General features: G+C 69.2%; 23 protein-coding genes and 6 pseudogenes. 15 read left to right on the forward strand and 14 right to left on the reverse strand.

The window, feature by feature from the left end:
• Window positions 1–707, forward strand: a pseudogene (locus ACIRP2_RS19915) (hypothetical protein); the annotation flags it as partial.
• An 84-nt stretch (window positions 708–791) separates the two neighbouring features.
• Here ACIRP2_RS19915 and ACIRP2_RS19920 read toward each other — a convergent pair.
• Window positions 792–1,379: a histidine phosphatase family protein gene (locus ACIRP2_RS19920; protein ID WP_404251981.1), complete on the reverse strand. Its 588-nt coding sequence runs from the start codon at window positions 1,377–1,379 to the stop codon at window positions 792–794.
• Between the two features lie 286 nt (window positions 1,380–1,665).
• Between ACIRP2_RS19920 and ACIRP2_RS19925 the strand changes: the two genes are divergently transcribed.
• Both ACIRP2_RS19925 and ACIRP2_RS19930 read left to right on the forward strand, forming a co-directional pair.
• Window positions 1,666–2,403 (forward strand): VOC family protein, encoded by a 738-nt coding sequence (locus ACIRP2_RS19925; RefSeq protein ID WP_404251983.1) that lies wholly within the window; start codon window positions 1,666–1,668, stop codon window positions 2,401–2,403.
• A gap of 1,003 nt (window positions 2,404–3,406) precedes the next feature.
• Entirely contained in the window at window positions 3,407–5,458 is a 2,052-nt protein-coding gene (locus ACIRP2_RS19930) for a phosphocholine-specific phospholipase C (protein WP_404251985.1), read from the forward strand.
• A 36-nt stretch (window positions 5,459–5,494) separates the two neighbouring features.
• Here the strand turns inward: ACIRP2_RS19930 and ACIRP2_RS19935 are convergent, their stop codons facing one another.
• Window positions 5,495–5,773 carry a hypothetical protein gene (locus ACIRP2_RS19935; protein ID WP_404251988.1) on the reverse strand — a complete coding sequence of 93 codons (279 nt, stop codon included), beginning with the start codon at window positions 5,771–5,773 and terminating at the stop codon, window positions 5,495–5,497.
• A gap of 95 nt (window positions 5,774–5,868) precedes the next feature.
• Between ACIRP2_RS19935 and ACIRP2_RS19940 the strand changes: the two genes are divergently transcribed.
• The 4 genes and pseudogenes from ACIRP2_RS19940 to ACIRP2_RS19955 all read left to right on the forward strand — a co-directional run bounded on the left by ACIRP2_RS19940 (window position 5,869) and on the right by ACIRP2_RS19955 (window position 8,669).
• Entirely contained in the window at window positions 5,869–6,393 is a 525-nt protein-coding gene (locus ACIRP2_RS19940; protein WP_404251990.1) for a GNAT family N-acetyltransferase, read from the forward strand.
• A gap of 60 nt (window positions 6,394–6,453) precedes the next feature.
• Window positions 6,454–6,873, forward strand: a pseudogene (locus tag ACIRP2_RS19945) (hypothetical protein); the annotation flags it as partial.
• Window positions 6,874–7,056: 183 nt separating this feature from the next.
• Window positions 7,057–7,275, forward strand: a pseudogene (locus ACIRP2_RS19950) (transposase); the annotation flags it as partial.
• A gap of 737 nt (window positions 7,276–8,012) precedes the next feature.
• A complete protein-coding gene (locus tag ACIRP2_RS19955) occupies window positions 8,013–8,669 on the forward strand; it encodes a hypothetical protein (RefSeq protein WP_404251992.1) in 657 nt (218 codons plus the stop codon).
• Between the two features lie 442 nt (window positions 8,670–9,111).
• Here the strand turns inward: ACIRP2_RS19955 and ACIRP2_RS19960 are convergent, their stop codons facing one another.
• Window positions 9,112–9,492 (reverse strand): hypothetical protein, encoded by a 381-nt coding sequence (locus ACIRP2_RS19960; RefSeq protein WP_404251994.1) that lies wholly within the window; start codon window positions 9,490–9,492, stop codon window positions 9,112–9,114.
• A 322-nt stretch (window positions 9,493–9,814) separates the two neighbouring features.
• Between ACIRP2_RS19960 and ACIRP2_RS19965 the strand changes: the two genes are divergently transcribed.
• Window positions 9,815–9,979 (forward strand): hypothetical protein, encoded by a 165-nt coding sequence (locus ACIRP2_RS19965; RefSeq protein WP_404251996.1) that lies wholly within the window; start codon window positions 9,815–9,817, stop codon window positions 9,977–9,979.
• A 357-nt stretch (window positions 9,980–10,336) separates the two neighbouring features.
• On the opposite strand, the gene ACIRP2_RS19970 is transcribed toward ACIRP2_RS19965, so the two are convergent.
• From ACIRP2_RS19970 to ACIRP2_RS19980, 3 genes and pseudogenes are all read right to left on the reverse strand, one after another.
• Window positions 10,337–10,756: a hypothetical protein gene (locus tag ACIRP2_RS19970; protein ID WP_404252869.1), complete on the reverse strand. Its 420-nt coding sequence runs from the start codon at window positions 10,754–10,756 to the stop codon at window positions 10,337–10,339.
• A gap of 576 nt (window positions 10,757–11,332) precedes the next feature.
• Window positions 11,333–11,882: pseudogene (locus ACIRP2_RS19975) on the reverse strand (GNAT family N-acetyltransferase).
• 338 nt (window positions 11,883–12,220) lie between these two features.
• A complete protein-coding gene (locus ACIRP2_RS19980; RefSeq protein WP_404251998.1) occupies window positions 12,221–12,979 on the reverse strand; it encodes a DeoR/GlpR family DNA-binding transcription regulator in 759 nt (252 codons plus the stop codon).
• A gap of 49 nt (window positions 12,980–13,028) precedes the next feature.
• Here ACIRP2_RS19980 and ACIRP2_RS19985 point away from each other — a divergent pair, with 49 nt between their 5' ends.
• The gene (locus ACIRP2_RS19985; protein ID WP_404252000.1) at window positions 13,029–13,412 is read left to right on the forward strand and encodes a DUF4406 domain-containing protein; all 384 of its coding nucleotides are present in this window, start codon (window positions 13,029–13,031) and stop codon (window positions 13,410–13,412) included.
• Window positions 13,409–14,086, forward strand: a complete 678-nt coding sequence (locus ACIRP2_RS19990) for an NUDIX domain-containing protein (RefSeq protein WP_404252002.1) — start codon at window positions 13,409–13,411, stop codon at window positions 14,084–14,086. Before ACIRP2_RS19985 ends, ACIRP2_RS19990 begins: the two co-directional genes overlap by 4 nt.
• A 375-nt stretch (window positions 14,087–14,461) precedes the next feature.
• On the opposite strand, the gene ACIRP2_RS19995 is transcribed toward ACIRP2_RS19990, so the two are convergent.
• Window positions 14,462–16,000: an alpha/beta fold hydrolase gene (locus ACIRP2_RS19995; RefSeq protein ID WP_404252004.1), complete on the reverse strand. Its 1,539-nt coding sequence runs from the start codon at window positions 15,998–16,000 to the stop codon at window positions 14,462–14,464.
• Window positions 16,001–16,726: 726 nt separating this feature from the next.
• Here ACIRP2_RS19995 and ACIRP2_RS20000 point away from each other — a divergent pair.
• The 3 genes and pseudogenes from ACIRP2_RS20000 (at window position 16,727) to ACIRP2_RS20010 (ending at window position 19,281) form a co-directional block, all read left to right on the forward strand.
• Complete coding sequence (locus ACIRP2_RS20000; RefSeq protein ID WP_404252006.1) at window positions 16,727–17,404, forward strand: hypothetical protein; 678 nt, start codon at window positions 16,727–16,729, stop codon at window positions 17,402–17,404.
• Between the two features lie 408 nt (window positions 17,405–17,812).
• Window positions 17,813–17,950 (forward strand): annotated as a pseudogene (locus ACIRP2_RS20005) (LysR family transcriptional regulator); the annotation flags it as partial.
• A gap of 116 nt (window positions 17,951–18,066) precedes the next feature.
• On the forward strand, window positions 18,067–19,281 hold the full coding sequence (locus ACIRP2_RS20010; RefSeq protein ID WP_404252008.1) for an MFS transporter: 1,215 nt from the start codon (window positions 18,067–18,069) through the stop codon (window positions 19,279–19,281).
• Window positions 19,282–19,797: 516 nt separating this feature from the next.
• On the opposite strand, the pseudogene ACIRP2_RS20015 reads toward ACIRP2_RS20010, so the two are convergent.
• The 3 genes and pseudogenes from ACIRP2_RS20015 to ACIRP2_RS20025 form a co-directional block, all read right to left on the reverse strand.
• Window positions 19,798–20,603, reverse strand: a pseudogene (locus tag ACIRP2_RS20015) (2-dehydropantoate 2-reductase N-terminal domain-containing protein); the annotation flags it as partial.
• Between the two features lie 83 nt (window positions 20,604–20,686).
• Entirely contained in the window at window positions 20,687–21,151 is a 465-nt protein-coding gene (locus ACIRP2_RS20020; RefSeq protein ID WP_404252010.1) for a hypothetical protein, read from the reverse strand.
• Between the two features lie 770 nt (window positions 21,152–21,921).
• On the reverse strand, window positions 21,922–22,332 hold the full coding sequence (locus tag ACIRP2_RS20025; protein WP_404252012.1) for a RidA family protein: 411 nt from the start codon (window positions 22,330–22,332) through the stop codon (window positions 21,922–21,924).
• A gap of 77 nt (window positions 22,333–22,409) precedes the next feature.
• Between ACIRP2_RS20025 and ACIRP2_RS20030 the strand changes: the two genes are divergently transcribed.
• Window positions 22,410–22,781, forward strand: coding sequence for a winged helix-turn-helix transcriptional regulator (locus ACIRP2_RS20030; RefSeq protein WP_404252014.1), 372 nt, complete (start codon window positions 22,410–22,412; stop codon window positions 22,779–22,781).
• Window positions 22,782–23,379: 598 nt separating this feature from the next.
• On the opposite strand, the gene ACIRP2_RS20035 is transcribed toward ACIRP2_RS20030, so the two are convergent.
• The 4 genes from ACIRP2_RS20035 to ACIRP2_RS20050 all read right to left on the reverse strand — a co-directional run bounded on the left by ACIRP2_RS20035 (window position 23,380) and on the right by ACIRP2_RS20050 (window position 25,490).
• Window positions 23,380–23,559 carry an alpha/beta fold hydrolase gene (locus ACIRP2_RS20035; RefSeq protein WP_404252871.1) on the reverse strand — a complete coding sequence of 60 codons (180 nt, stop codon included), beginning with the start codon at window positions 23,557–23,559 and terminating at the stop codon, window positions 23,380–23,382.
• On the reverse strand, window positions 23,556–23,717 hold the full coding sequence (locus ACIRP2_RS20040; RefSeq protein WP_404252016.1) for a hypothetical protein: 162 nt from the start codon (window positions 23,715–23,717) through the stop codon (window positions 23,556–23,558). The genes ACIRP2_RS20035 and ACIRP2_RS20040 overlap by 4 nt, the downstream gene beginning before the upstream one ends.
• 716 nt (window positions 23,718–24,433) lie before the next feature.
• Window positions 24,434–25,102 (reverse strand): alpha/beta fold hydrolase, encoded by a 669-nt coding sequence (locus ACIRP2_RS20045; RefSeq protein ID WP_404252018.1) that lies wholly within the window; start codon window positions 25,100–25,102, stop codon window positions 24,434–24,436.
• 121 nt (window positions 25,103–25,223) lie between these two features.
• Window positions 25,224–25,490 carry a hypothetical protein gene (locus tag ACIRP2_RS20050; RefSeq protein WP_404252020.1) on the reverse strand — a complete coding sequence of 89 codons (267 nt, stop codon included), beginning with the start codon at window positions 25,488–25,490 and terminating at the stop codon, window positions 25,224–25,226.
• Window positions 25,491–25,891: 401 nt separating this feature from the next.
• Here ACIRP2_RS20050 and ACIRP2_RS20055 point away from each other — a divergent pair, with 401 nt between their 5' ends.
• Complete coding sequence (locus tag ACIRP2_RS20055; RefSeq protein WP_404252022.1) at window positions 25,892–26,680, forward strand: IclR family transcriptional regulator; 789 nt, start codon at window positions 25,892–25,894, stop codon at window positions 26,678–26,680.
• Window positions 26,681–26,815: the final 135 nt, after the last annotated feature.

The following is a 26,815-nucleotide window of genomic DNA, read 5'->3' on the forward strand; positions in this document are numbered from 1 at the left end:
ACCGGCCCGGCCTGCGCTCGAAGACTCTGGCAGACGTGTTCGCCCACGCCCGGGCCGAGGGTGTCGAGCTCCGCCTGGACGCCACCGAGATCCAGCTCTGTCGGCCTGTGGCCGGCCGCGGCGGACGCCGCGCGTTCGTCTCGGGCAAGAAGAAGCAGAACACCATGATGGCCACTGTGATCGCGGACGACCGGGATCGTCCGCCATGGATCGATGGCCTGCGGCGAATCGTGTGCAGTATCGCTCCCTTCAGGGCAGGCAGGACGTCCGGCCGGTCATCCCGCACTCGGCACACGTCGGACGCGGTGCCTCTGCCCGGCCGCCTACTGCTCGACTTGATGCTGCGCCTCGGCCTCGTAGGCCGCTTGGCGATGACTCCCCAGACGATCGCGGACGCCCACCACATCTCCCTGCGCCACCTCCCGCAGCTGCTCGCCGAGGACGGCACGTCGCCGTCAGCCTGGATACGCCACCGCCGTCTGGAGCGCTGTCGCCTCGGCCCGGCCACGCTGGGAAGCCAGCACGAGTTCATGACGACGACCACTTGCGCCGATGGCTCCGGTCCCGGAGCATCGCCCCGCGCATCGCCCGCAGAGGTAATCGGGTCCTCTCCGCCTCTGGGCCGCCCTTGTTGGACCGCAGAGCGGACGGTGTCGTGGCCGGCCGGGTGTCGCCGCCTCCACCACCGCTACGAGCACAAGGCGTAACGCCTCCCGGCCTTCGCCGGGATCGCCACGGCGCTCAATTGCTTCCGGCGCCTCTCGCGGCAGGCGTGAGGCGCCGGGCTGTCGCTACGGGACGTTCCAGGCGGCGATGAAGGGCTGCTCGTCCTCGATGGCCAGGAAGCTGAGCGTGCCTGGATGCGGGTGGCCGAGCAGTCGGCTGGCGGACGCGTCGAGGCCGAGCCAGCGCACGGTGAGTACGCGCGCCAGATGACCGTGGGCGACGATGGCGACGTCGCCAGCGTCCAACAGTGGCCGGATCCGGTCCAGCACCGCGTCCGCACGCGCGGCCACCTGTTGGAGCACCTCGCCAGGATGGGCTGCGTCGCCAGGAATCACGCCGTCCCGCCACAGGTCCCAGCCTGGCGTTGTCTCCTGGATCTGCGCCGCGGTCAGGCCCTCATACCCTCCGTAGTCCCACTCCATCAGGTCGGGATCGGGCTGGACCCCGGTCAGGCCGGCCAACTCGGCCGTCCGCATGGCGCGGCTCAGCGGGCTGCTGAACACGGCGACCAGACGGCATTGGGCCAGCCTCGGACCGAGCGACTTGGCCGCGGCCTCGCCCGCGTCGGTCAGCGGGATGTCCGTGCGGCCGGCATGTTGGCCCGACAGGCTCCATTCGGTCTGGCCGTGCCTGATCAGTATCAGTTCACCCACGGCTGCGCACGATATCTGATCACGCGAAACCTCCGAACGCCCCCTCTCCACCATCGGCACACCTTCATCCACTACAGCCGACTCACCGGATGGGGATGACTTCCAAGCGGGACTGCGGAGTTCGGGCTCCGTGCCACCGGTCGGCTGGAGGCGGGCGATGTGGTCGGTCCTCGCCTTCGTTCACAAGGACTCGCACAGTCTCGACGAGGGCGACCGTGATCAGCGCCGGTGAGTGAATGTCTGATCGCGTCGGGCCGGGCCGAGGGCAGCTTCTAGTATCTGTGGCATGGCAACAAGACTCGTGCAGATCAACATGAAGGCCCGGGACGACTCCATGCTCGGCCGGTTCTGGGCGGCGGCACTCGGTTGGGGTGTCGACAGCGAGGGCCCCGGCGTGACCAACCTCGAACCCGTGGGCTTCGTCTACCCCGACCCCGTCGCCGTCTGCGTCGACATCGTCGCGCGCCCGGAACCCAAAACGGTGAAGAACCGGGTACATCTTGATCTGGCCACCACCTCGACCGCCCATCAGGCGGAGTTGGTCGCGCGCCTGAAGGACCTCGGCGCGACGCTCGCCGACGTGGGTCAGGGCGATGTCCCCTGGACGGTCATGGCCGACCCGGAAGGCAACGAGTTCTGCGTCCTGGAGCCCCGTCCGATCTACCAGGACACCGGGCCGATCGCCGCGGTCGTGGTCGACTGCACCGACCCACGAGGCATGGCACGGTTCTGGGGCGAGGCAATGGACTGGACCCTGCACGAGGTCACCGACAACCAAGCGACCATGCGCTCCGCCAAAGGCGTCGGCCCCTACCTGGAGTTTCTCCGCACCCCCGACACCAAGAGCGTGTGGAACCGCGTCCACCTCGACGTCCGCCCCTACCCCGGTGACGACCTTGCAGCAGAGGAAACCCGACTGCGCGCCCTCGGCGCCACCGACCCTGGTATCGACCAGTCCGCAATCTCCTGGACGGTTCTGGCCGACCCGGAGGGCAACGAGTTCTGCCTCCTCACCCCTGGCTGATTTTGAGTAACGGCTCCGGCCGTTTTCGGGTCAGCGGCGAAGACCGCGTGACGTCAGCGCATGCCTCCGAAGACGGGGATGGTGTCCCCGGTGATCCACCGCGCGTCATTGGAACGCCAGGAAGACCAGCGCGTAGCGCCGACGCCCGTACGGCCCCGGCGCCTGCGACGGCGCTACGCGCTGGTCTTCGGCCACCTTGGACAGCCCGCCCCGTCCCTGGAACCAGCTGTATCGGGCGGCCCGCCCATGTGGCGCCGGACCGCAGGGCAGGTTCCACATGGGCGGGGCTCGCCGAGGCGTCCGCCTCTCCGCCTTGCAGCGCCCACGCCTCCCGCCGCAGGACGTGAACGGCAGGATGGCCCGCGCCGGAAGTCCGGCCCAGTACGGCCCTGACGTGGAACGCTGGCCCCGTACCATCTCTCGATGACCCGAACACCCAGCTCCGTTCCGCCCGCACCCGAGCGGAACGCCTGAGCACCGAGTACCGCGCGTCCCTGGTCGCTGTGCTGGAGCAGGCCGCCCACACCGTCCGCCGGGGCGGCGACGTCGACGAGGTCCAGGCGGAACGCGGCAAGAGCGGTACGCCCCTCGGAGCGTCCGCGTGGCTCGCGCGCCGCGGCCCGGAACGCGTCGTGGGTCGCGGTGAACCGCCCTCTGTCGCGGGCCGCGGCGAGGCCGGTGGTGTGCTCCAGGGCGCCGGGCTTGTGCCGCAGGATCTCCAGGTAGTGGTCCAGCAGGTTCCGGCCGGCCTGGGCACGCCCCAGCAAAGGAGCAGACCACGATGGTGTGCGACGCCTCGGCCTGCCGAACGGAGGCCTCTCCGAGGGCAGCGGGACTTGTGGCACGACGTGCGGGGACGTGCTGACCGCTCGCACACCAACCGCCCACATTTTGCGCGACCGTCACCTCAGCCCACTTTCCTCGAGCCCGGGTCCTCTTGAATACTCCGTCTGCCCCTCTTCGTCGACGGACATCACCGAAGCAACAGGAGGACCCCCCACCCATGACCGAAGTCAATCGGCGTCGCTTCCTTCAAATCGCCGGAGCCACCGCAGGGTTCGCCGCCCTGTCCGGCTCCATCGACCGCGCCGCAGCCATCCCCGCGGCGCGCCGCAGCGGAACCGTCCAGGACATCGAGCACATCGTCGTCCTCATGCAGGAGAACCGTTCCTTCGATCATTACTTCGGGTCGATGAAGGGCATCCGCGGCTTCGGAGACCCCCGCCCGGTGACGCTGCCCAGCGGCAAACCGGTATGGCACCAGGCAAGCGGCGGCAAGGAAACCCTGCCCTACCACCCGGACGCCGACGACCTGGGCATGCAGTTCATCGCGGGCCTCGACCACGACTGGGCCGGCGGCCACAACGCGTTCAACAACGGCAAGTACGACAACTGGATTCCCGCCAAGGGCACCGGCACCATGGCGTACCTGACACGGGACGACATCCCGTTCCACTACGCCCTCGCCGACAAATTCACCATCTGCGACGACTACCACTGCTCGTTCATCGGTGCGACCGACCCGAACCGCTACTACATGCTCTCCGGACACGTGGGCAACGACGGCACCGGCGGCGGCCCGGTCCTCGGCAACCAGGAAGCAGGCTACGGCTGGACGACGTACGCCGAACGCCTTGAGAAGGCAGGCATCTCCTGGAAGGTGTACCAGGACATCGGCGACGGCCTCGACGCGGCCGGCGGCTGGGGCTGGATCAACGACGCGTACCGCGGCAACTACGGCGACAACTCCCTGCTGTACTTCAACAATTACCGCAACGCCAAGCCCGGCGACCCTCTGTACGAAAAAGCCCGCACAGGCACGAACGCCAAGGCAGGAGACGGGTACTTCGACATCCTCAAAGCCGACGTCAAGGCCGCCAGGCTGCCGCAGATCTCCTGGATCGCCGCCCCCGAAGCGTTTTCTGAACACCCCAACTGGCCCGCGAACTACGGCGCTTGGTACATATCGCACGTCCTTGACGCGCTCACCTCGAACCCTGACGTATGGAGCAGGACCGCCCTGTTCATCACATACGACGAGAACGACGGCTACTTCGACCACGTCGTACCGCCCTACCCGCCGGCCTCCGCCGGCCAAGGCCTGTCCACCGTCGACACCACACTCGACCACTACAAGGGCAGTATCGGATACGCGGCAGGCCCCTACGGCCTCGGGCAGCGCGTCCCGATGATCGTTGTCTCGCCCTGGTCCACCGGCGGATACGTCTGCTCCGAGACCTTCGACCACACCTCGATCCTGCGCTTCATGGAGAACCGGTTCGGAGTGAAGGAGACCAACATCTCGCCATGGCGGCGCGCCATCTGCGGTGACCTCACATCCGCCTTCGACTTCTCTCTCAAGATCACGAACCCGGCTGACCTGCCGGACACCGCGGGCTACGCCCCGCCGGACCGCAACCGCCACAACAGCTACGTGCCGAGGCCACCCTCCCAGGGCACCCTGCCTCGGCAAGAGGCCGGGGCGCGGCCGAGTCGCCCGCTCTCCTACGCTCCCTACGTCGACGGGGCCGCCGACCTCACGACCGGCAAGTACAAGCTGACGTTCAGTGCAGGGGGCCAGGCGGGCGCCGCCTTCCAGGTGCGCTCGCAGAAGCGCACCGACGGCCCGTGGACGTACACGGCGGCAGCTGGGAAAACCGTTTCAGACAGCTGGAACTCGGTGTACTCCGGCGGCAGTTACGACCTCACGACCCACGGCCCGAACGGCTTCCTTCGCACCTTCAAGGGAAACAACAAAGCCGCCGAACCTGAGGTGACCGCGCGCCATGACGCCGGCAACCTGAAGCTCACGCTGACCAACCCGTCAACCGCCGACGCACACCTCACCGTGACGAACGCGTACGGCGGCGAGCGCCAAACCTACACGGTCCGCGCCGGCGCCACCGTCGAGCAGAGCATCGACCTGCGCGCCACCAAGCGCTGGTACGACTTGACGGTCGTCGTCGAGGGCAACGCCGGATACCTGCGGCGCCTGGCCGGGCACGTCGAGAACGGTCAAGCCGGCGTGAGCGACCCGGGCATCGCGACCGTGTGAGAGACCCCACCACCCGACGGACGGAGGGGCACCCACTCAGAGGGTGACGAGGAAACAGCGCGACATGCCGGAGTTCATCAGGATCTTGGACACACGCACGAGCAAGCGCACCGGCAGGAAAGCACTGACCGGTCGGGCGGACCACCCGTCGTGAGAGGCCGCCCGGCCGGACCCGTCCGCTGCCGTCCCGCCGTCGGCGGAATCGGGCTCCGGGCCCGGGAAGCCCATGCCCCGGCGCGCGGCGGCCGGCGTACGGGTCCCGGGGGCTCTGGCCAGCGGAGCATCGAAGTGCTCTTGGTGAAAGGTGCTGGTCATGCCACGGACGAAGGTGGAGCTGTACGCGGCGATCCGGCGTGACCATCGTGGCGGCAGGTCGATAAAGGGGTGGACACCTGTGCGAAGATCGCGGCGTGGACGATCTACGCTTCCGCCTCGCTCACGGCGCCGATCTCGCCGCGGTGGTACGTCTTCGCGACGACGCTGCCCGCTGGATGCTGGCCCAGGGCATCACTGGTCAGTGGCGGCCTGGCGAGCTGGGCGGGGATCACTTCCGCCGGGCCATGCAAAGTGGGGAGCTATGGCTCGCGGAGGCTGCCGATCGCGTGGTCGGAGCCTGCGAACTGTGGTGGGAGGACGAGGACGCCTGGGGTCCGCAGCCGCCTACGGCCGGCTATGTGCACCGGCTGATGGTTGACCACGGCAGTGTCCCGCCCGGGACAGGGCGGGAGCTTCTGCGAGTCGCGGAGCGCCGCGTGGTCGATGCGGGCAGACCGTTGGTACGCCTGGACTGCCTGGCCGGCAATGCGCGCCTGAATGCGTACTACCTCAACGCCGGCTATCAGATCGTCGGACGCAAGGAAGGCAAGCCGCAGCCGGGCGGCACGCCCAAGTCGTTCACACTTCTCGAAAAATCCGTACGGGACGGAGCGGAATAGAAAGCGCCTGCTCTGTCGTGGTCGGACGGAGCGGCAGGACGCCATGGGTTGCCGTGGTGCATGGTCAGCGCGGTTGCCGCAGGGCCCCGGCCGTGTGAGGAGGTGGGCCTGCGGATCTGGCGTCCGTGCTCACTGCCTGCGGCTGCACCGAAAAGTCGGCGCTGCCCCGGTTCGCCAAGCCAGGACACCGCTACGGTTCGGCCGCGGGTGCGGCCCTTGCTCAGCACTCCTTGTACCCCGCGCGCGGCTATCGGCAGACGCAGCGACATTCTGGCCGCCAACCAACCGTGCCGGGTACTGATCGCCGACTCCGACGCCACGCCCTACCGCCGGCGCAACCTCACCCGCTGGATCGTCCTGTCGCCCGAAGCCCGCGAGCCGTACGGGGAATGGGAGCGGCTGGCGGCGGAGATGACCGCGATCCTACGACTGGAAGCCGGCCGGAACCCGGACGACGCCCGCCCTGCCGAACTGGTCGGCGGGGTGGCCGAAGCGTTTCTGGCCGTGGGTGCGTGCGCCTGCTCTCCGACTGGAACAGCCCGCTCGAGAACGACTGACCGGACCGGCGCGGCCCGCGCGCCGCCGGAGCGACTCCGCATTCCTCGTGATTCGGGCCGCGCCAGGAGCCACCAGAATGTCCGGAAGGTCAGAGAGCGCCATCGAGTAGCGGCCGGAAGGCCCGGTTCCAGGATGCACGTCCCGTCGGACGCGAACGGGCTGCCCATGGCCGTCGGCGTCTCCGCCGCCAACACCCACGACAGCCATGGCCTGAAACCCATGGCCGCCGGTCTCCAATCGAGACACGGCCCTCACCATGGCTGGCACCACAAGCCCGGCAAGCCACACGCGGACAAGGCAAACGACACACCTGACCTGCACAGATGACTCCGCGGCAATCGCATCGGGGGCCGCAGACCGGGGTTCGGTTTCCGGCTCCTGGTCGAGGTCGGGCTCGGCGTCCCAGTCGGCAAGCAGTTGCTCGCGCGACGCCGCCTGCTGGTGCGCGGCGACGTCGTACGCCCGGCCTGCGTGGCGGCGGGGTGGTGCGCAGCTTCTCGCGCACCACCCCGCCGGCGAGGACGGCCCGGTCATAGCGGACCGGAACGCTGTCTCCCACTCCTTCGATTCCTCGTCCGGCAGCCGGTACGCCAGGGTCAGCAGGAAAATGCTGGTCCGGATCGGGCACGACGGCCCGCCGGCATGGGTCACCGTCCGGTCTGGACGAACCCTGCCATGCGCGGTCACGTTCGTCGGGCAGCCACCGTTCACACAGCCTCCTTGGAGCCTACGGCAGGCCACATGTCAAGCAGCGACGTGCCGACACTTCCCGGCGCCCCACCGCCACCGCGGGTGAGCAGGCGTCAGAAGATCACCTGCAAGGGCTAATTGCCTTTCAATCCCCCAACTTCCAGGCATATTTGACGATCATTCATTTCCACTCCCGAGCGGCACGAAGGGGCTCCGTATACCCGAACAGCCCCACGAATCCGGAATCCCGATTTGCTCGACATGACAGGAATAGGGGGCGTTAGTACGTTCAATCACGCACCGGCTGTCACAGCGGGGCACCGGCTGTCACAGCGGGACTGTCTCTGAGTCCGAGAAGGAGAACAAGCGACATGATCATGACCCGTTCCCAAGCGATCGCCACGGCCGTCGCGGCCGCCGCGGCACTGACCGCGACCGGCATCACCTACGCCACCGCCGCCCCCGCCGCCCAGGACCAGGTGGCCCCGGTCACCCTCCCCGCCCAGACCCCCATGGGCGGAGAGAGCAACAACACGGGCAAGGGCAACGAAGGCAAGGGCAACGAAGGCAACGAGCGCCGGGGCAACGAGCGCGAGGGCAAGCGCCGCCACCACGAAGAGGGCAGGATCCACATCAACGAGCGCGAGTACTCCGGCCGCCCCGACGGCTGCATCGTCGCCGTCAGCGGCCTGGGCGCCAAGAGCTTCAACATCCGCAACGACAGCCGCAACGAGGTCGAGGTCTTCCGCGGAGCCGTGTGCGACAACGGAGCCCCCATCGCCACCGTCGGCCCCCGCAGCACCGCCAACAACGTCCGCCCGGGCAAGGACGAGGACGAGGACGACAACTGGGAGAAGGGCGACCACAAGAAGGGCAAGCACCACGAGAAGATGAACGACGGCGTCAAGGTCAGGAACGGAGTCATCGCCAGCTTCCGCGTCGTCAAGCGCCACCACGGCGAGGGCGGCTACGGCGGCGGCGACTACGGCGGCGACTACGGCGACTACGGCGACTTCGGCGGCTACTAGAACCAGCAACCGCCCGATGCGCACACCGGAGAACCCCGGCCCGCCGTAATCGGGCCGGGACCCTCCGACCAGGCACACGACACAGAATCCCGGCCCGCCGTAATCGGGCCGGGATTCCCGCCTGCCCCAGCCCAAAGGCTATCCCTTCTCGACACATCCGACTCGGGACCGTCCCCGTCACCGGTCAGCCGGAGAATGCCGTCGGCCGGGAGATCGCGGTCGAAGGTCCACGTCACCGGCGCTTCGAAACCGGCATGAAGGCGCATCTGGCGGCGTACGGATCGTCCGATCCGTAGCGCAGACAGGTCGGCACCGTGACGGGCGAGCACGAGCTCCACGTCGAGTGACCAGCCCGAGCGGCAGGCCACGGCGTGATCCTTCCCGGGCACCGGACGGGCGGCTGCATCGCCGTACGACCGGCGATGCGGCCCGTAACCCGGGGTCAGCGGAAGGTGGGGTGACCGAACCCGTGCGGGAGGCTGGTCACCACGATCCACGTGCCGTGGACCGAGTAGTACAGACGGTGGCCGTCGTAGCGGTAGTGGCGGCCGTGGTCGTTGCTGTACCAGCTGCTGCCGGTGCGGTACCAGGTGCGGTAGCCGTCCCAGCGGTGGTTGCGGTCCCAGCGGTAGTCGTGACCAAGGTGATCGCCCCACTGCCCGTGGCTGCTCGCGCTCACGGAGTGAGAGATGTTCGCCGCCCGCTCGACAGCGGGACGCGGAGCCGCCGAGGCTGCGCCGGTACCCGCCAGCAGCGCGCCACCGGCGATGGCGGCGGCAACGGCCGTGGCGGCTGCCCGCCGTCCGATCATGCGGTTCAACATTGCTTTTCTCCTTGCTCCTCCCATGCCGCACGCGAGTCCCACGACACCCGGCGACGCCGCCCGATTCACCGAGGAACACCCGAGTACCGGCTCGAAGCCCACGGTCTTCCTCAGAATCGGTGGGGGTGCGACTGCGCGGTACGAGCCTGTACGAGCGAGCGCTTCTGATCACCAGGGCCGGCTCGGCCCGGTGCCCCATCCCGCTCAACCACCCCCCAATACATCCCTGTTACACGCACAGCCAGGCACAACGCGCACCACCACCGGGCGCGCCCCGCCCGCACCCACCTCTCCCCCGTCTCTCCCCCGCCGCCGTGCATGCGTGGCATCGGCCCGGCTCGGGTGGGATCAACTCACCGACGTGGAGCAGTGGATGTGCGACCAGGTCCTCGGGATCGAGCCCGCCACCGAGGACGGAACACCGATGCCGCGCACCTGCCGGCCCGACAAGTGGGCCATGCACCTCGCCGCCGCCAAGCAGTTCTAACAGCACGAAGGGCACCTTCGATTAGCCCGCAGGCACGTGGAAACGTTCAGCGACAGCGAGGGCCAAGCAGCGGGACCTCCGGTTCGGCAACCAGCGCTCCAGGACCGCCACGCTCGCACCGGAGCGGATCGGGCAACTGCCACAGGTCGGGATGCGGTGGGTGTGGACGTACGGACGAACTTCGGGGCCGGGCAGAGTGATCCTGTCCGGCCCCGATGCCGCCGGGGATCAGCCGAGGTCGAGCATCTCCTGTGCCAAGGCGGTCGGGCCGGCCTGGGTGGCGGTGCGCCGTCCTGCTGCGCACGCTTCCAGCGCTCGGCCAAATCGTCCTTCCATCCCTTCCGCGGAGGCCATGCCCTAGCCGTGCATCGCGGTGCTGTAGACGTACAGGGCGATCACACCGGCGACGCAGGCGAGGATCACCCATGAACCGAAACTGGTGTGTTTCCCACTGCCCTTGGGCCGCGCGGCCTTCCCGGAGCGGTGGCGCCGCCCGGGTGCTGCCCGTCCCGGCACGACCGGCGCCGCATCGGCCGCCGCCTCGGCGAGCAGACGACGGCAGGTCGCGGCGAGCACGCCTGTACCGGCGGAGAGGGCCACCACGGCCTCCGAACGCGCCGGGGCGGTGGTGCCGCCGTCCAGGATGCGCCCCACGCGTACGAGGACCTCGTCCCGGCCACCTGCCGGAGCGAGACTGATCCACCGCCGTACATGCTCACCTCTGATGACCACGCCGCCGGACCGCTCCCGGTACACGGTGTGTTCCCTCCACAAGATCTCCGCCAATTCCCCAGCAGTGTCTCTCAGTTGTGCGCTCAAAACCCCTCCCCCTCCACCTCACGGTGAATCGAACAAGCATCGCACTCTAGCGGCAGGCACAGAGCGGGGGTCCAGCAGTCCCCCAGCGGCCGTTCCCGTACCCGGGCGCGGATCTGGTGCTGCCCCGCGGCATTTCACGGAGGGACGGTTGAAGTTCCTCGTACCGCTCGCTGTGCCACAGATGGCGGGTGAGTTCGATCAGGCACGAGATCGTGCGGTTGGGATTGCGCTCGCCGCCGCGGTTGAACACCTTCGGCACGGGCTGATACGGCACGTCGCCCGATCGGCCGGCGGGGACCGTCCGATCGTGCGCCAAATCCGGCGCGGCGCTCCATGCCGTCGGTGTCCTACGTCTGCGCCGGAAGCATCGCGCGTGCTTCTCCAGCATGTCGGCCGCCGGCCGCTCCCCCTCGGGGTCCGCCGCGGTCGGAGCCCGTCCCCGTACGCTTCCCCCGGAGCTCCACGAGGTCGATCGGCGCGCCGAGGCCGGCGACCGATCGGCGGCCCCGTGGATCCGTGCTGTCGAGTACAAGGTCAATCGGACGACGTGACCGAGGACCACACGCCGAACCACTGCTCGGTGCCGTACTCCTCGAACCGCTCCACCTCGATGAACCCCGGCTTCGCCGCGAGGCGCATCGAACGGTCGTTGGCGATCTGGGTGCAGAGCACCACCGGCTCGTCGGGAAACGCGTCGGCAAACCAGTCGAGTGCCGCCGCGCACGCCTCGGCGGCGTACCCGCGCCCCCCATGCCCGCGGCAGGAACACGTGGCCGAGCTCGGCCTCTCGTGCGTTCGGGCGGACATGCCCCGGACGCTCTGCGTCGCGCCGATCGAGCGTGACCGTGCCGATCATCGCTCCGTCGAGATCGATCACGAACAGGCCAGGGCGCCGACCGGGCACCTCAGGCACCGCACGTTCGAGCTCATCACGCGGTCGAGAGCCACCGATGTAGGCGCCCACCTCCGGCGAGGCGAACAGCTCGATGAACGCCGCGCGGTCCCGGGCCTCGGACTCACGGAGCACGAGCCGCTCGGTCCTGGTCGGGGCAGGTGGCCAGGCGACGGGTCCAAGCTCAGTCATGGCGGGCAACCTGTCGCACGCCCACCGGGCAGGAGCCTCAGGCGACCGACAGAGGCAGCGGCTCCTGCCCCGTCGGCAGGCATCCCAGATGTTCCGGGTGCTTCTGGCCCTGGTCTCACAGGTGCCCCACCGGTCTCCACCAGGACCCCGGGAAGGCTGGATTGCACAGGTGAGGTCGGCCCGCGTCACAACGAGTCGTACGAATGCTGCGCGAGGAGCGGGCGCCCGCCGACAGCCGCCCCGGCAGGGAAACAATCGCCCATTCCCAAGGATGACCGAACCCCAGCGAGGGACCGGTCCCTTGAACCTCGTGCGATCGCGCGGCCGGCCCGTGGCTTTCAGTCGGCCGCCAACACCTCGACGCCACGTGCGGTGAGTTGCTCGACGACTGGGTGGCGGGGGTCGACGTCGGTGATCAGTCCGGCGATGTCCTCCCAGGGCAGGACACGGAACCGGGAGGCGGCACCGATCTTCTCGGACGAGGCGAGGATGTAGGTGTCCGCTGCCCGCGCGGCCAGGGCTCGCTTCATTGCGGCCTCTTCGGCGTCGCCGGTGGTCAGCCCCGCCTCTGGGTGGACGCCGGTGACACCGAGCAGGCAGAGGTCGGCGGAGATGTTCTGGGCAGCCTCGACCGCGGCCGCGCCGCAGGCGACCGCGGAGTGTTTGAAGATGCGCCCGCCGAGGAGAAACAGTTCGGCCCGCGGATGGTCGAGCAGCGCACCCGCGATGGTCGGGCTGTGGGTGATCACGGTGCAGTCCAGGTCCTGCGGAAGGGCATGGGCGACCGCAAGGGCCGTGGTGCCGCCGTCCAGGACAAGAGCGCTGCCCGCCCGTACCAGCGCAACAGCTGCCGCGGCGACCTTCCGCTTGCCGTCGGGGGTGACGGTCTTCCGGGCGGCATAGTCCACGGTGGCCGGGGAGATGGGCAGGGCTCCGCCGTAGACCCGCTGGCACAGTCCCTCGGCGGCGAGGTCTCGCAGGTCGCGGCGCACGCTGTCCTCGGAGATACCCAGGTCGACGGCGACGTCCTTGGCGACGATCTTGCCCTCGCGGACGAGCAGATCCAGCAGGTGGTCGCGTCGTTCAGCGGCCAGCATCCATACTCCTTCAAGTTCTTGCACGTTTTTGCATGTATCGTAGCGCGCCATGACCGACAAGCCGATGCTCATCCTCATCGCCGGGCCCTACCGCTCAGGTACCGATGGCAATCCGCAGGCCATGGCCGCGAATCTCGCCCGCCTCGAAGCGGCGGCCTGGCCGATATTCGCCGCGGGCCACGTCCCCGTGATCGGGGAGTGGGTCGCCCTGCCCGTCCTGCGCTCGGCCGGCGCGGGTCCTACCGACCCCCTCGCCGACCAGGTCCTCTACCCGACCGCCGAGCGCCTGCTCGCCCACTGCAACGCCGTGCTCCGGCTTCCCGGCGGCTCCGCCGGAGCCGATCAGGACGTCGCCGCCGCCCGCCGCCGCGGCCTGCCCGTCTACCACGACGTGGACGAGATCCCGCGTCACACCTCTCAGGAGACCGCGTGAGCACCCGCCCCGGCATCGACACCCCCGACCAGCGTGGCCGCACCGGCCTCGACCGCACCGGACGTCACTTGGACCGCAACCCCGATGTCGTGGTCCGCGACGTGGAGCTCACCTCTCAGGGCTGGCACGTACTGCGTCGCACCACCTTCGACTACCGGCGCCGCGACGGACGCTGGGTCACCCAGCAGCGCGAGACGTACGACCGTGGCAACGGCGCGGTCGTCCTGCCGTACGACGCCGAGCGGGGCCACGTGCTGCTCACCCGTCAGTTCCGCTACCCGGCCTACGTCAACGAACATCCGGACGGCATGCTCGTCGAGGCCGCGGCCGGGCTGCTCGACGGCGACGACCCGCTCGCCGCCATCCGGCGCGAGAGCGCCGAGGAACTCGGCGTCACCCTCGGCTCACTCACCCACGTCCTCGACGCCTATATGAGCCCTGGCTCCGTCACCGAGCGCCTGCACTTCTATGCCGCCCCCTACACGTCGGCCGACCGAACCGGAGCCGGCGGCGGACTCGAAGAAGAGGGCGAGGACATCGAAGTACTCGAACTGCCCTTCTCCGAAGCCCTCTCCATGGTTCGCGACGGACGCATCACCGACGGTAAAACCATCCTGCTCCTGCAATGGGCCGCCCTTGAAGGCCCCTTCGCCCGCACAAGGAGCACCGACTGACACCGCCGCACCCGCCCCAGCGAAGCGCTCCCCGGCTCGACACCACTGCCCACCCTGAACGGGCGGCGCAGAACGGCTTGTGGCTCCCCGGTCCGTGACGCGTATTCCGCCGCCTGCCCAGGCGCCGTTGGCCCTGTTGGACCCAACAGGGTCGGCCGGCTGCTCGTCGGGTATGACCGGCGACGCGTGGCCCGTGGCACCGGGCGGTCCGGCGGAAATTCCGTCATTGTGCACGCGCCCGCCGCGGACTGGTTGTCGTTCAGGAGACAGCCGCCGTCGGTGTCGTGCTCGGCCCTGGAACGATTCCGGCAGACGGGCGCAAAGGCGAAGCAGGGGCCCCGGCCCTCCCTTGCTCCGCCCCCGCGCTCCGCCGGATCAGCCCTTCGGGTCTGCGAGGTAGGCGTCGATCACCCGCATCGCCTCCTCCGTCCCGCCTCTGCGGTACAGCCAGTGGCCCACGACGTCCATCGTGAACAGGGTTGCCCTCGGGAAGGAGCGTGCCATGCGGCGCGCGCCGGGCAGAGGGGTTGCCTGGTCGAGGGTTGCGTTGGCCACGAGGACAGGCGGGAGGGGGTCGGCCGCCTGGGTGGGGCGGGGTTTGGGCAGCATGGTCCAGCCCTGACAGCCAAGAATGGTGTCCAGCGCCTGGGAGTTGTAACGGACGTGCGGGGCGGCCTTGACGACCCGCTTGAGGATGGTCTGGTACTGGGAGTGGTCGCGGATCCGGAAGTCGTAGTCCCGGCACAGCACGAGCCGCGAGGCGATGTCGGTGACGTCGGGCATCCAGCGGACCTCGCCCATGCCGGTGTACAGGGCTGCCAGTTGCTTGGCCGTTTCCTCCCGGCCCCCCTTGCCGACGGCGAAGGTCAGGAAGTCGGACAGCCGGTCGGCGTCGACCTTGGTCCGCGTCGGGCCGTTGGGGCCCGGCTCACGGAGCTTGCCCGCGTCGGCCCGGGCGAACAGCTCGTCGGTGACGGCGATCAGGTCCTTCCCCTTGAGTACGCAGGACGTTTCCTTCTCGCACCAGACAGCGAGCCGCTTCAGAGCGTTGTCGACGGTGACGCTGGCGTCGGTGAGGTAGCGCTCGGCGCCCGGCCGGTCCGGGTCCATCGCGCTGTCGAGGGCCAGCGCGCGGAGCCTGCCGGGGAACAGGCGCGCGTAGCGCTCGCCGAGGAAGGTGCCGTAGGAGTGGCCGATGAAACTGATCCGACTTTCGCCGAGGGCGGCGCGGATCGCGTCCATGTCACGGGCCACGCTCTCCCCGTCCATGTGGGCGGCGAGCGGTCCCGTCCGCTTCAGACAACTGTCCGCCAACCGGCCGTTCAGGGTGCGCAGCCGCGCGAACTCGGCCGCGTCGCGGGGGCGGGTCGGGATCGATTCGGTGATTGTCTCGTCGCAGACGGCGCCGCGGCTGCGACCGATGCCACGCGGGTCGAAGCCGATCACGTCGAAGCGCCGGAGCATGTCCGGGGAGTAGCCGCTGACGGGGTCGTCCGCGTACAGCGCTTCATCGGCCCCGGGCACCCCGGGGCCGCCCGGGTTCGACATCAGGACGCCGATCCGCCGCGCGGGGTCGGTGGCCCGGTAGCGGGCGACGAAGATGCCGATCTTCGGGCCCTCCGGCTTCGACCAGTCCAGCGGCACCCTCACTGTCGCGCACTGTGCCCGCGGGCTGGGGTCGGGGTAGGGAGGTTCGGCGGCGGGACAGGCGCCCCAACTGATCGGCGGGACAGAGGCGGTGGCACCGGACGGCCCCTGGGCGACCGCCGTGCCGGGGACCGTCAGAGCGGTGGCGGTGAAGGAGTAAGCGGACAGGGCGAGGAGAAGGAATGCCGAGAGAGCTCGCCGTCTGGGGGAACCGGGTGGTGTCGAGACCGGGTTCGGGGTCGGGTTCACGTGCAGGCTCGTGTTCACACACGTGACTGTTCCGGTCCCGGATGACGGTGCCTCCATGAGCACATGGTGGGAACGTAACAAGGGGTTCCGGCCATCTACGTGCCCGCACACCCGTCCACCCGCGCTCCGGCACGTCCCTCTGCCAGGCCCCGGTCCCAGGGACGAGACGATCGAGTCCCTGCGGCGGGATCTCAACGCCGAGGATGGCAGTTCCCTCCTCCGACCGCGCGGCGGGATGCGTGGGCGCTGAGATTCCCTGTGTCAGAACGGCGGGTCTTCGGTGCGGCCTGTCCCGTTGTTTGCCCACCAGTGGTCAGGATCGGCCGTGCGGGTGTGCAGTACGCGGGCCGCGATGTCGTTCGCGTTTACCAGAGCGCCGTTGTCGTCGCCGTCTTCCAAGCCCTCGGCCGGCCGGCAGAACCTCGCTGGAGAGGGAGCTCGAGCCCAAGAACGGCACGCCGTTGAAGGACACCGTGCTTCCGGCCAACCGGGAGTGTCCGGATGACGGAGACTGGATCGGCGCATCGACCCTGGTCGAGACCGGAGCAGGAAAGAAGATCTGCCGTCGCTCTCTCGAAGAGATGGTCAGTCGGCCGCTGCGCGGCTCAATCGGCCACTCGGACGCTCGGCTCCGACCATCAGGACATTGGCGTGAGACGGGGCACGGCCTGATAACCTGCGATCTTCGCCGGTCGCCCGGACGGAGTCCCCTGGCAGGTCTTCGTGTCTTGCTCCGAGCACCTCATGACAGTTCTCGATGCCCTGGATTGCGCCTTCGCCTCAGAAGAGCCCTTCCTCGTCACAGGGTGCACGTACTGCTACGGCGAGCAGGACCTCGCCGAACTCTCCGGGCCACTGCGCCTCATACCCGATGACCTGATGTCCTCGGTCGCCGCAAAGGTACCCGATCACTGGGACGACTTCCCGCGTCTCTACCGCCGTCTCGTCCCGCGCATCATCCGCCCCCTCGTCACCGGCCGGCTCCACATCGACGAGGAGCTCATCGCCTCCCGCCTGGTTCATGCGGGCTGGACCACCTGGGATGCGCCCTTGACCGAGGCTCTTCGCGACGTCTGGTCCGCCTGGTGGCGGAGCACTCTGTACACCCACCCCGGCCCGGTTCCCGTCAGGAAAGTCCTCAGCCTCGTCACCGTCGCCACCAACAGCCTGCGTCCTTGGCTGGACACATGGACCGCGACCCGTACTGCGGCCGCCGACACGCACCTGGCAGACCTCGTTGACGACGTGATGTTCGAGTTCGAGATCACCGACCTGCGCATGGGCTTCCACGGTGAGTATCACGCCACTGCCGAGCTGCTGGGCTGGCTGCTCACGGATATGCGCGATCGCGTCGCCGACGTACGTCTCGACGACCCCTTCCTTCTTGAGAACCTCCGGGCCGCTGCTCGGCACCCCAACTGACCGGGTCTGCCAGGTGTTTCACGCCGAGGTCGACGTCGGCCGCGCGGCGGTCCTCGGAGTCGTGAACCGGAATGCTCGCAGCACCTCGGACCGCACGAGAGCCTCTCTCCGCCTGCTCACCAGCGGCTGGTCGCCGCCGACTGTGGAGGAGGGCACTGAGAATCGCTCCGGCCTGGGCGTTCGCACCGTAGGCCCAGCCCAGGTACGGGCGCGGGCGACTTTCTGCTGCCCTCGCCCGGCCATGGTCTGGGCACTGTCAGGGCTCGGACTCTGCGCGATTTGAACAGAGAGCCGTGCCGACCGCCGGGGCCTGCTGCGATTGAGCGTGAGCCATGGAATCGGAGCCGGGCCCGCGTCCCTCAGAACCGGCCGAAGCATCGGGTCCGCTCGGGAGGTACCGTCGACCGGGTGCTGGAAAGACTGGAGATCGAGAGCTTCCTGATACTCGCCGACGAGCTGCACTTCGGCCGCACGGCCGAGCGGCTGCACGTCTCGCGCGCCAGAGTCAGCCAGACGATCCGGAGCCTGGAGCGCCACATCGGCGCCCGCCACGCGTCGAACGCCCCGGTCCCCCTGCTCACGGCCGATCGGTAAGCCGGGTTTCCCGATCGTTGCGCAGACAGGCGCTGTTCCGCGCGGGAATCAGCGCGAGCCTGAATGGCGTGACAAACGATCTCGCAGCCACCCCGCTCCGTACCCGAACACCCGGCATCCGTCCGCGAAGAGCAGGCATCGCCTCCCTGTCGGCCCTCGCACTCGGAGCTTTCGCCGTCGGAACCACGGAGGTGGTCATCGCCGGACTGCTCCCCGAAGTGGCCGCGGACTTCGGCGTCTCGCTGCCCACGGCGGGCCTGCTCGTGTCGGGCTATGCCGTGGGCATGGTGGTGGGCGCCCCACTGCTGACGGTCCTGGGCGCGAGTCTCCCCCGCAAGCACCTGCTTCTCTGGCTGGTCGGCCTCTTCACGGCGGCCGGTCTGCTCAGCGCGCTGGCGCCCGGATATGAAGTACTGCTCGCCGGGCGGGTGTTGTCGGCCCTCGCCGGAGGTGCCTATGTGGGGACCGCCGCGGTCGTAGCGGCGGGCCTCGTCGCACCGGAGCGCAAGGCGAGTGCCATCGCCACGGTCTTCATGGGGCTCAGCCTCTCCAATGTGATCGGCGTCCCCGGCGGCACCGCGCTGGGTCAGGCGCTCGGGTGGCGGGCCGCGTTCTGGGGGGTGACCGCTGTCGGCGCAGTGCTGCTGGCCGCGATCGCGGCGCTGGTCACGCCGATGCCCCGAGAGCGGGGCACGGGCTTCCGCCGGGAACTGGCGGTTTTCCGGCGCGGCAGGGTCTGGCTCGCGCTGGCCGCGACCGCCTTCGGCTGGGCGCCCTACCTCACCGTCCTCACGTACGTCACCCCCCTGCTCACCGAGGTCAGTGGTTTCGACGACCGTACGGTCCCGCTCATCCTGGTCCTGATCGGCATCGGGATGGTCGTGGGCACCCCGCTGGCCGGACGGCTCGCGGACCGGGCGCTGCTGCCCACGCTGTACGGGGCGCTCGCCGGGATCACGGCCGTCTCCGCATTCCTGATCCTCGCCGTGCAGAGCAAGCCCGCCACGATCGTCGGATTCCTGCTCTTCGGCGTGGTGGGGGCCGCAGTGATCCCGCCCTCTCAGACGCGGGTCCTGGAGGCGGCCCGAGGCGCCGACAACCTCGCGTCGGCGGCCAATGTTTCGGCGTTCAACATCGGCAACGCGGGCGGCCCGCTGCTGTCGGGCGCGGCGCTCTCGGCAGGCCGGGGCTACACGTCGTCGCTGTGGATCGCGGCGGCCCTGGGCGCGACCGGCCTCGCCCTCACGCTCGCCACGACGGTGCCGCACCGCCGCACGCGCTGACACCGCACGGACCCGGCCCGCCCGAGCCGGGTACCCTCCCTCGGCGTGAGTCGCGAGCCAGAAGGGGGGAGAAAGCCACGCCGACTCCGAAGGCCGGACGCTCCATTGCTACCGAAACGGTCATGAGGTCAGCGGTTGCCGCCCGTGGAGCCGGCGGAGCTGGGGGCGAGGACTGTGGGACGGGCAAGTGGTGTGCGTGGTGAGGTTTTCGCCGTCCTGGGTCGCTCAGCGGGCTCCCGCAGGGGCACGGAGCTGTTCGGCCAGCCGCTCGAGTTCGGCCGCCGTGGCAGGCGAGGGTGCGTCGAGTCCGTTGTGCACGGCCGTCGGACTCCTCAGGAAGCGCCGGAGCACGGCCACAAGGAGGCCTTGCGGCAGAGCCCGCAACGCGGCCAAGGCGCGAGGTACCGGCGGCGTCTCCATCGCGGCGAGGTTCTGCCGCATGAGGTGGAGCCTGCCGCGGACCGCGCCCGGGGCGTCGGCCAGCGCACGCCGCGTTCGAGGTCCAGCTCGGTCAGGCACGATCCGTACCAGTCGCGGGGTGGTACGGCCGTCGGGCTCGCCGATCGGCATCGCGACCCGGCGGGTGATGAAACCGGTCCTGCGGTAGCGGACCACGTCGCCGTCCATCGTGCCGCCAGTCGTGGGGAAGCCGCGCAGCACCCGCTCGTGGCCGATCACCGCACCCGGCGTCTCCGGGCCGGCTGCCCAGTTGAGCAGGAACAGCACGTCACCTTGGACACCAGCGAGTGATTCCCGCGCTGCATCCACCTGGTGGGTGCGGACGAAGACGGTGATCAGGTCGTACCCGCCGTCCGGGTGCTCTATCACCGGTACCGGCACCCGCTCGACAGGGCCGTCCTCCTCGGCGAGGTGCACTCCTTGCCGGCGCAGGGCGGTCAGGCGCTCGCCCCGGGCGAGGAGCGAGACGTCGTGACCGGCCTGGAAGTCGGCCGGCTCGACCAGGCTCCAGGTCGAGAACGGCAGGCTGTGCTCGGCGGGCTGTGCTCGGCGGGCTTGGACTTGGCGATCTTCTTCATCTCCCGCCGTTCCAGGAGGGTGAAGGTCTTCGGGCGTCCGCCCCGGTACTTGGGGCAGAGCGCCTCGAAGCCGTCGGCGTTGAAGTTGTGCATCACGTCCCGTACCCGGTCCGGGCTTGTGAACGTCACCGTCGCGATGTTGTCGACCAGCATGCCCTGCGCGGACAACAACACCATCTGGGCCCGCCGCCAGGTCACCACCGACCCCATGCCCCGGCGCACAATCCGCAGCAGTCGCTGCCCGTCGTCGTCATCTGTCTCACGCAGCCGCACACGCTCAGCCACGAGGACAGCGTGACGGCTGACCACTGTCGGCCACGTCCTTCAAATAGCGCGGCACCAGAGGGCGAACGTTGGTTGATGCGGCACTAGCCGTACGGGTTGAGTGCCCAGAAGCGGACCGTGTCGCTACGACGGTCGAACCACAGCTTGGTGGAGTAGCCGCTGCCGTCACGGTCGAGCTCGTGCGACCGGACCCACTTCGGGTTCTCCGGCCCCTCTCCCCTGAGCGGCTTCTCGAACCACGAGGAGAAGTCGTCGGTCGGCCCCTCGAAGGCGAATGCGTGGGCCGCCGTCAGCTCGGCAAGTTTCCCCGCTGGCAGCCGGGCGAAGCCCGAGATCACCAGCTCCGACGACGGTATGCCCCGGTCGTTGTCCCGGCTGCTCACCCACTTGGCGTCGGCGAGCGGGCCCAACAGCGGGAACGCCCGCTCCAACGGTGCGGTGTCGGTGTGCCAGTCCCCCCTGGCTCCGTTCGCCACCTGACGCAGGGCCCACCAGGCGGGTAGGACCGCCAACCCCGCCCCGATCCCGATCAGCTTCCGTCGCTCCAACGCGATCCCCCTCATGCCTGACGTCGCGGGCACCTCAACGACGTGAGGACCTCACCCGGATCACCTACTGATCACAACCAAATCCGCGCCCTAGCGGCCGGCCGGGCTGCTGCGGACTCAACACACCTGCCGCTTCGGCCTCCTGCGCCAGAGACGGGCCGGGCACCAGGCGCATCACGATCCATGGACGACCGTCATCCTCGATCACGTCGTACACCGGCACGATCCCCGGGTGGACCGGACGAGCAGCGGTCCGGTCGCGTCTCGACCATCCCCCGCGCCCGCTGCCGGGCACGCTCAGAATCGCTCGACCCGTTCGCAAACCTTGGCTCTTTCACGGCGACAGCACGCTTCAGCTTCCGGTCATAGCCACGCCACACAGTCCCCATTCCGCCCGATGCGATCGGCTCACCGTCAAGGACGTGACGGCCCCGATCCAACTCCCCCTGAACAGACATAGTCACGAACGATAGCCGACCCAGAACCGGCCCGGAGAGGCTCGCCTCCGGCTACGGAACGCTGTGTTCCCCGCGTGGAGAACGCGGTGCCAGGCGAGACGGGCACCTCGTGAAGCGGCCGGTGAGGTGGGTGCCGGTGACGGCGCCGAAGCGTGAGCGGCCCGGTGATCCGGGCTGGGCCGCGGATCGCGGCACGGGTGGCGGTCGACGTCGTGGGTGCGGTCGGGTCGCGGCAACGTGAGCCGACCGCCCGACCTCGGCGCCCGCGGTGGCGAGCGCGTGGAGACAAGGCTGGAAGACATGCCTCGGGAGTCAGCCGAGCAGCGCAGTTGCTTCGACTTCCACGAGCACATCCGGCTCGAAGAGGTACTCGACACCGATCAGGGAGGCCGGCGGCATGGGGAGCTGGAGCCCGATCTCGTCGGCGACGGCCTCCACACCGGCCATGAAGTCGCCGATCTTCTCCGGGCTCCATCGGGTCACGTAGAACGTCAGGCGCAGCACGTCCGCGAACGACGCGCCCGCGCCCGCCAGCCCGACGGAGGTGTTGCGCAGCGCCTGGGCGACCTGCCCGGCCAGGTCGTCGGGTGCGACCGGAGTCCCATCGGCCCGGCGTGCGACCTGCCCGCTGACGTGGATGTGTGTCGCGCCGGTGCCGACGGCCACGTGATGATACGGAGCCGGTTGCAGCATGCCTTCCGGCGTGAAGTGCTGGACGGTCATCAGTGTTCTCCCTCTGAGTTAGGTATCCGTAAGCTACTTAGTGGCAGAAGGACACTTCAACGAGACCAGGTTTCTCCATGGATACCGAGGACGAATTCCTCATCGGCCCACCGCATCGCGAACTGCTCGACCAGGTCCTCGACAAGTGGTCGCTCAGCGTTCTCGGCGAGCTGTGCGAACGCCCTTGCCGATTCAACGAGTTACGCCGAGCCATCCCGCAGGTCACGCAGAAGTCGTTGACCGCGACACTTCGGCGACTCGAGCGAAACGGCGTGATCGAGCGCGAGGTCGTCTCCACCCGCCCGGTGGCGATCAGGTATCGGATCACACCACTCGGCAAGACCCTGCGGCCTCCCATCGATGTGTTGCTGGCGTGGGCCTCGGAGAACATGCCCGCTGTCACACGCGCCCGTGAGGCCTTCGACACGCGGGATGAGGCAGGCCACTGACCCTTCCCCGCCCCGGCCGGCTGCGGAGGAACAGAACCCGGCGGCGGCTTCAGTTCGCACGAAGGACTGAGACCCTGCCCTGACGGGCCCGTCATCTCGCGCCGCTCCGGCCAGGGCGTTTCGGACCGGTGCCCTGTTCGGACCCAACAGCGCAGCGCTCGGCGAAGAGCGGCTCAGCTGGCAGGACACCGGGGCTGGCAACGTCTGCTCCAGGGCGGGGTGACCGGCCTCCATCAGCACGGCGCCCGCCTCGGCGCCCCACCTCGCCGCTTTGCGCAACCGGGGCAGGGCCTTGAGGTTGGCGTCGTGGCCCATCCGCTCGGCCTTCGCCGGCAGCTTGCCGGCCATCAGCGCGTGCGGCAGATCAAGGGCGACAGCCGGTTGACGGGTCGAGCCGCCTCCCGGGCCGGGAGTGCCGAGGCTCACGTGCCCGCATGTGTTCGCACGGATGGGACTGCCAGGGGAACGCCACGGCCGTCGACTCCATGAAGACAGGGAAGAACGCCCGGGCGTCCTCCGGTTGCGGTGGACAAGATGCTCCGGGCGTTTGTCTGCATGGAGGGGCCTCGATGGCGAACTCGATCTGCAAGCGGCGGGTTCAGTCCGTGCCCACCGGTAGCGGTTTGCCCCGGAGGAAGGCTGAGGCGAACACTGCTTTGGCCACGTGCTCGCTGTGGGCCGCCAGGTACTGGGCGGCGAGTGCCCCTCCCCATGACTGTCCGACGAGGATGACCCGGTCAGCGTGCGCCGGATCGCTTCGAGATCGCCGCCGCCTCAGGCCATCAGCACGACCCCTCCCACATGGTGCAGCGGCTCACCGCGGGCAGCGGCGACCCCGGCGGCGGCCAGCGTGACGACGACCGCTCCCACGAGCGAGGGCCCAGCGGCTCGGTGCACGGCCAGGAGATGGAGCACGACCAGCGCGGAGACCGCCACAAGGACAAAAAGGACCCATGCGTGTCCTGCGAAGAGGCCTTCCGCAGCTCCTGCTTGCACGAGTTCCCCATTCGGCGCTCATCGCGACGCACGGTGCACCAAGCGTGTGCCCGTCACGCTATGCCGCAGAAGCTTTCTACGACAGGCGACTTGATCGGACGTCACGCGCTGACCCGAGCCAAAGTGCACAGCGAAGCCGGTGCGGCGGTAAAGCTGTTGCACCGGAGCCGGATTCCCGGCGGACCCGTCGCGCGCCGGCCGCACCCGGCCGACCGACGGCCCGCATGCGCTATAGTTGATCTTGCCGGTTCGCCGCAACTCGCGGTGACTGATGCTGCGTTGGTGGTCCAAGGAAAGACGCCCCGCTTCCCGCGGGGAAATGCAGGTGCAAGGCCTGCCCAGCGCTCACCCACGAAGCCCTTCCCCCACCCGGGAAGGGCTTCGTCATGTACCCCTGATGCCACGTTCGGCGAGCATGGGGCAATCAATGGGCGATGAACGGGCTCGCGCTTGTGCCTGGGAAATGGTTCTGGCACACATTCCGTGAAAGATCTTGCCGGCCCTCACCAACGGGAGGCGCGCGTCATGTGAGCTGCGCGGGCCACGCGTCGCCGGGGCCCGGTGAGGCCCTGCTCGAGATCGCTCACGGAATGTGTGCCAGAACCCGGGAGGAGACGGCACTGCGGTGTCGTCGGAGCGGGAAGGCCCGCCGCTCGTCAGCGCAGATACTCGACCAGCCGGTCGACCAGATCGACCGGGCGTGACAGCGCAACCAGGTGGCCGCCGGGGACCTCGTCGGCGTCGACCCCGAGACGGTCGCGGGCGACACGGCGCTGGAACTCCAGCGGGAAGAACCGGTCCTCGGTTGCGGCAATCACGCGAGTGGTCACGTCCGGCCATCGTTCGATGCCGCAAGGCTGGCCGAACGCGGTGTCGGCCTCGGGCCGGTCGTGCGCCGCACCGGCGGCGACGACCTCGGCCGGCACGTCGTGCAGGAAGTAGGTGGACAGGTCGAACTCCGGGCTGTATCCACCTGCTTCGGCCGCCGCGACGCGAGCCGCCGGCGATCCGGTGTTGTCCCACCACTGTCCGGGTGTCTCGCCCGGCAGCGGAATCATCGCGTTGACCAGCACCAGGAGATCTACTTGCGCGCGAGCGCAGACCATCGGGGCGGTGAAGCCGCCCATCGACTGGGCCACCAACACAACGTCGTCATGGTCGCCGATCGCGGCAACCACCGCGTCGGTGTACTCGGGCAGCCCCGCGGATTCGTCGGCGCCCGGCAGTTCGACGGCGACCGCCCCGTGCCCCCTGGCCTGCAATTCGTGCACCACACGATGCCAGTACCAGGCCGCACCCCCGGCCCCGGGAATCAAGACGAACATGCCCATCCTTCTCACTCTCCACTTCACTCTTGGAACATTGAGACCGTCGGGAACGATGAGAATCATCGGTCATGACTGTGTCCGCGACCGTTCGGCAAGCGAGGCACGGACAGCGACACGTTCAACCGACCGTGGGACGACCGGCCTCCTTGACGAAGAGCATCCCGATGCAGCGATGGCAGGATCGGAGGTGCGGTGCGCAATCACGCGCGGGCAGGTCCAGGTCATCGAACCGACGGCTGATGGCACGGTGCGCGGATGGGAAGGCGATCAGCTCGGCCGGAAACGTGCACAGGGCCTGTTCGGGGCGGTTCTGCTCCACGAGCTGTCCGGCGCGGTGGGCCACTGGTTCGAGCAAATCGGAGACGGCGGCGTCGCTCGGCGCCACTTGCCGCCGAAGGCTCTCACCACGGTGGCCGCCCCGAGGCCGACCTTCTCGGCGATCGCCTCGACCGTGAGGGTGCGGTGCGGATCGGCCAGGAGCCCCGTGGCCGCCTGGAGGGCGATCCGCCGGTTGCACACGGCACCCGCCCTGCTCCCGGACCCGGGTCCATGGGGCGTTGACAACTGACACGCTTCTTGGCTCACTTCGCGAAAGGCGGCGCACGCATCGTCCAGTGAGAGGCGTGTCCTGTGGGTGCCGTTCCGGCCCGCTGCCGTTCATACGGTGGATGACTGATATCCGTTCCGTTTTTCGGGACGCGAGCCTGCGGATTCCAGGAACAGCTCTCAAGCCGACGCGATATGCTGATGCAGATTGTGCAAGCGGTTTGCAAAATGAGGAGGGTCATGGCTACTCGGGCGAGCGACGCCGGGACGAACCAGAGCGTCGAACGAGCGGTCTCGGTGCTGCGCGCACTCGACTCCGGCCGCGCCGAACTGCGCGTCTCCGACGTCGCCGAACTCACCGGGCTGGGCTCCTCCACCACCTCCCGCCTCCTGTCGACCCTCGAGCGCCTCGACATGGTCGAACGCGACCCCGTCAGCAACCTCTACCGGCTCAGCCTCGGTATCCTCCCGCTCGCCGCCACCGCCACCAATCGCCACCCCGTCCACCGCGCCGCCCGCATGGTCCTCCAGGACCTCGCCACCCGCACCGGGCTGGGAGCGAACGTCGCCATCCGCCGCGGCGCCGAGCTGATGTTCCTGTGCAATTTCGAGGGAGCCCGCGCCCCGAAGTCCTACACGCAGGCCGGACACACCGCCCCGCTGCACGCCACGAGCATCGGCAAGTGCCTCCTCACCGGCCTCACCCCCAAAGAGCGCCGCAAGCTGCTCCCCGAACCGCTCGCGGCACACACCGACTACACGACCACCAGTCACGACCTCCTCGACGCCGAGATCGACACCGTCCGCCGCACCGGCTATGCCATCGAAGCCGAAGAACGCGCCCTCGGCCGCGCCTCCCTCGCCGCGCCCGTCCGCGACGCCTCGGGTGACGTCGTCGCCGCCATCTCCCTGTGGGGCCCCGCCTCCCTCCTCGGCAACCGCACCGAAGCCGAGGGGCAGCGCCCCACCCTCATCCGCGAGGTCATCGAAGCCGCCGACGTCGTCAGCCAAGCACTCGGCGCGCTCTGAATCACGCGGCGAAGGGGCCGGGGGGGGGGGGGGCCGGGGGGGCCCCCCCCCCCCCCCCCCCCGGGTCGGGCGGGGGGGCGGGGATGCCGCACACAACGGCCGGGCGGGGCCCCCGCGCGCGGGCCCCCCCCCCGC

Origin of the sequence: Streptomyces sp. NPDC101194 (genome assembly GCF_044767885.1) — a bacterium.
In the GTDB taxonomy this organism is placed as follows: Bacteria; Actinomycetota; Actinomycetes; order Streptomycetales; family Streptomycetaceae; genus Streptomyces.

What these genes read in the sequence shown, in the direction of transcription:
- ACIRP2_RS19960 (WP_404251994.1), bottom strand. Translation starts at nt 9,492, where the DNA reads ATGTTGAACCGCATGATCGGACGGCGGGCAGCCGCCACGGCCGTTGCC.
- ACIRP2_RS19925 (WP_404251983.1), top strand. Translation starts at nt 1,666, where the DNA reads ATGGCAACAAGACTCGTGCAGATCAACATGAAGGCCCGGGACGACTCC.
- ACIRP2_RS19980 (WP_404251998.1), bottom strand. Translation starts at nt 12,979, where the DNA reads ATGCTGGCCGCTGAACGACGCGACCACCTGCTGGATCTGCTCGTCCGC.
- ACIRP2_RS19985 (WP_404252000.1), top strand. Translation starts at nt 13,029, where the DNA reads ATGACCGACAAGCCGATGCTCATCCTCATCGCCGGGCCCTACCGCTCA.
- ACIRP2_RS19955 (WP_404251992.1), top strand. Translation starts at nt 8,013, where the DNA reads ATGATCATGACCCGTTCCCAAGCGATCGCCACGGCCGTCGCGGCCGCC.
- ACIRP2_RS19930 (WP_404251985.1), top strand. Translation starts at nt 3,407, where the DNA reads ATGACCGAAGTCAATCGGCGTCGCTTCCTTCAAATCGCCGGAGCCACC.
- ACIRP2_RS20045 (WP_404252018.1), bottom strand. Translation starts at nt 25,102, where the DNA reads ATGTTCGTCTTGATTCCCGGGGCCGGGGGTGCGGCCTGGTACTGGCAT.
- ACIRP2_RS19935 (WP_404251988.1), bottom strand. Translation starts at nt 5,773, where the DNA reads ATGACCAGCACCTTTCACCAAGAGCACTTCGATGCTCCGCTGGCCAGA.
- ACIRP2_RS20030 (WP_404252014.1), top strand. Translation starts at nt 22,410, where the DNA reads ATGGATACCGAGGACGAATTCCTCATCGGCCCACCGCATCGCGAACTG.
- ACIRP2_RS20055 (WP_404252022.1), top strand. Translation starts at nt 25,892, where the DNA reads ATGGCTACTCGGGCGAGCGACGCCGGGACGAACCAGAGCGTCGAACGA.
- ACIRP2_RS20000 (WP_404252006.1), top strand. Translation starts at nt 16,727, where the DNA reads ATGACAGTTCTCGATGCCCTGGATTGCGCCTTCGCCTCAGAAGAGCCC.
- ACIRP2_RS20025 (WP_404252012.1), bottom strand. Translation starts at nt 22,332, where the DNA reads ATGACCGTCCAGCACTTCACGCCGGAAGGCATGCTGCAACCGGCTCCG.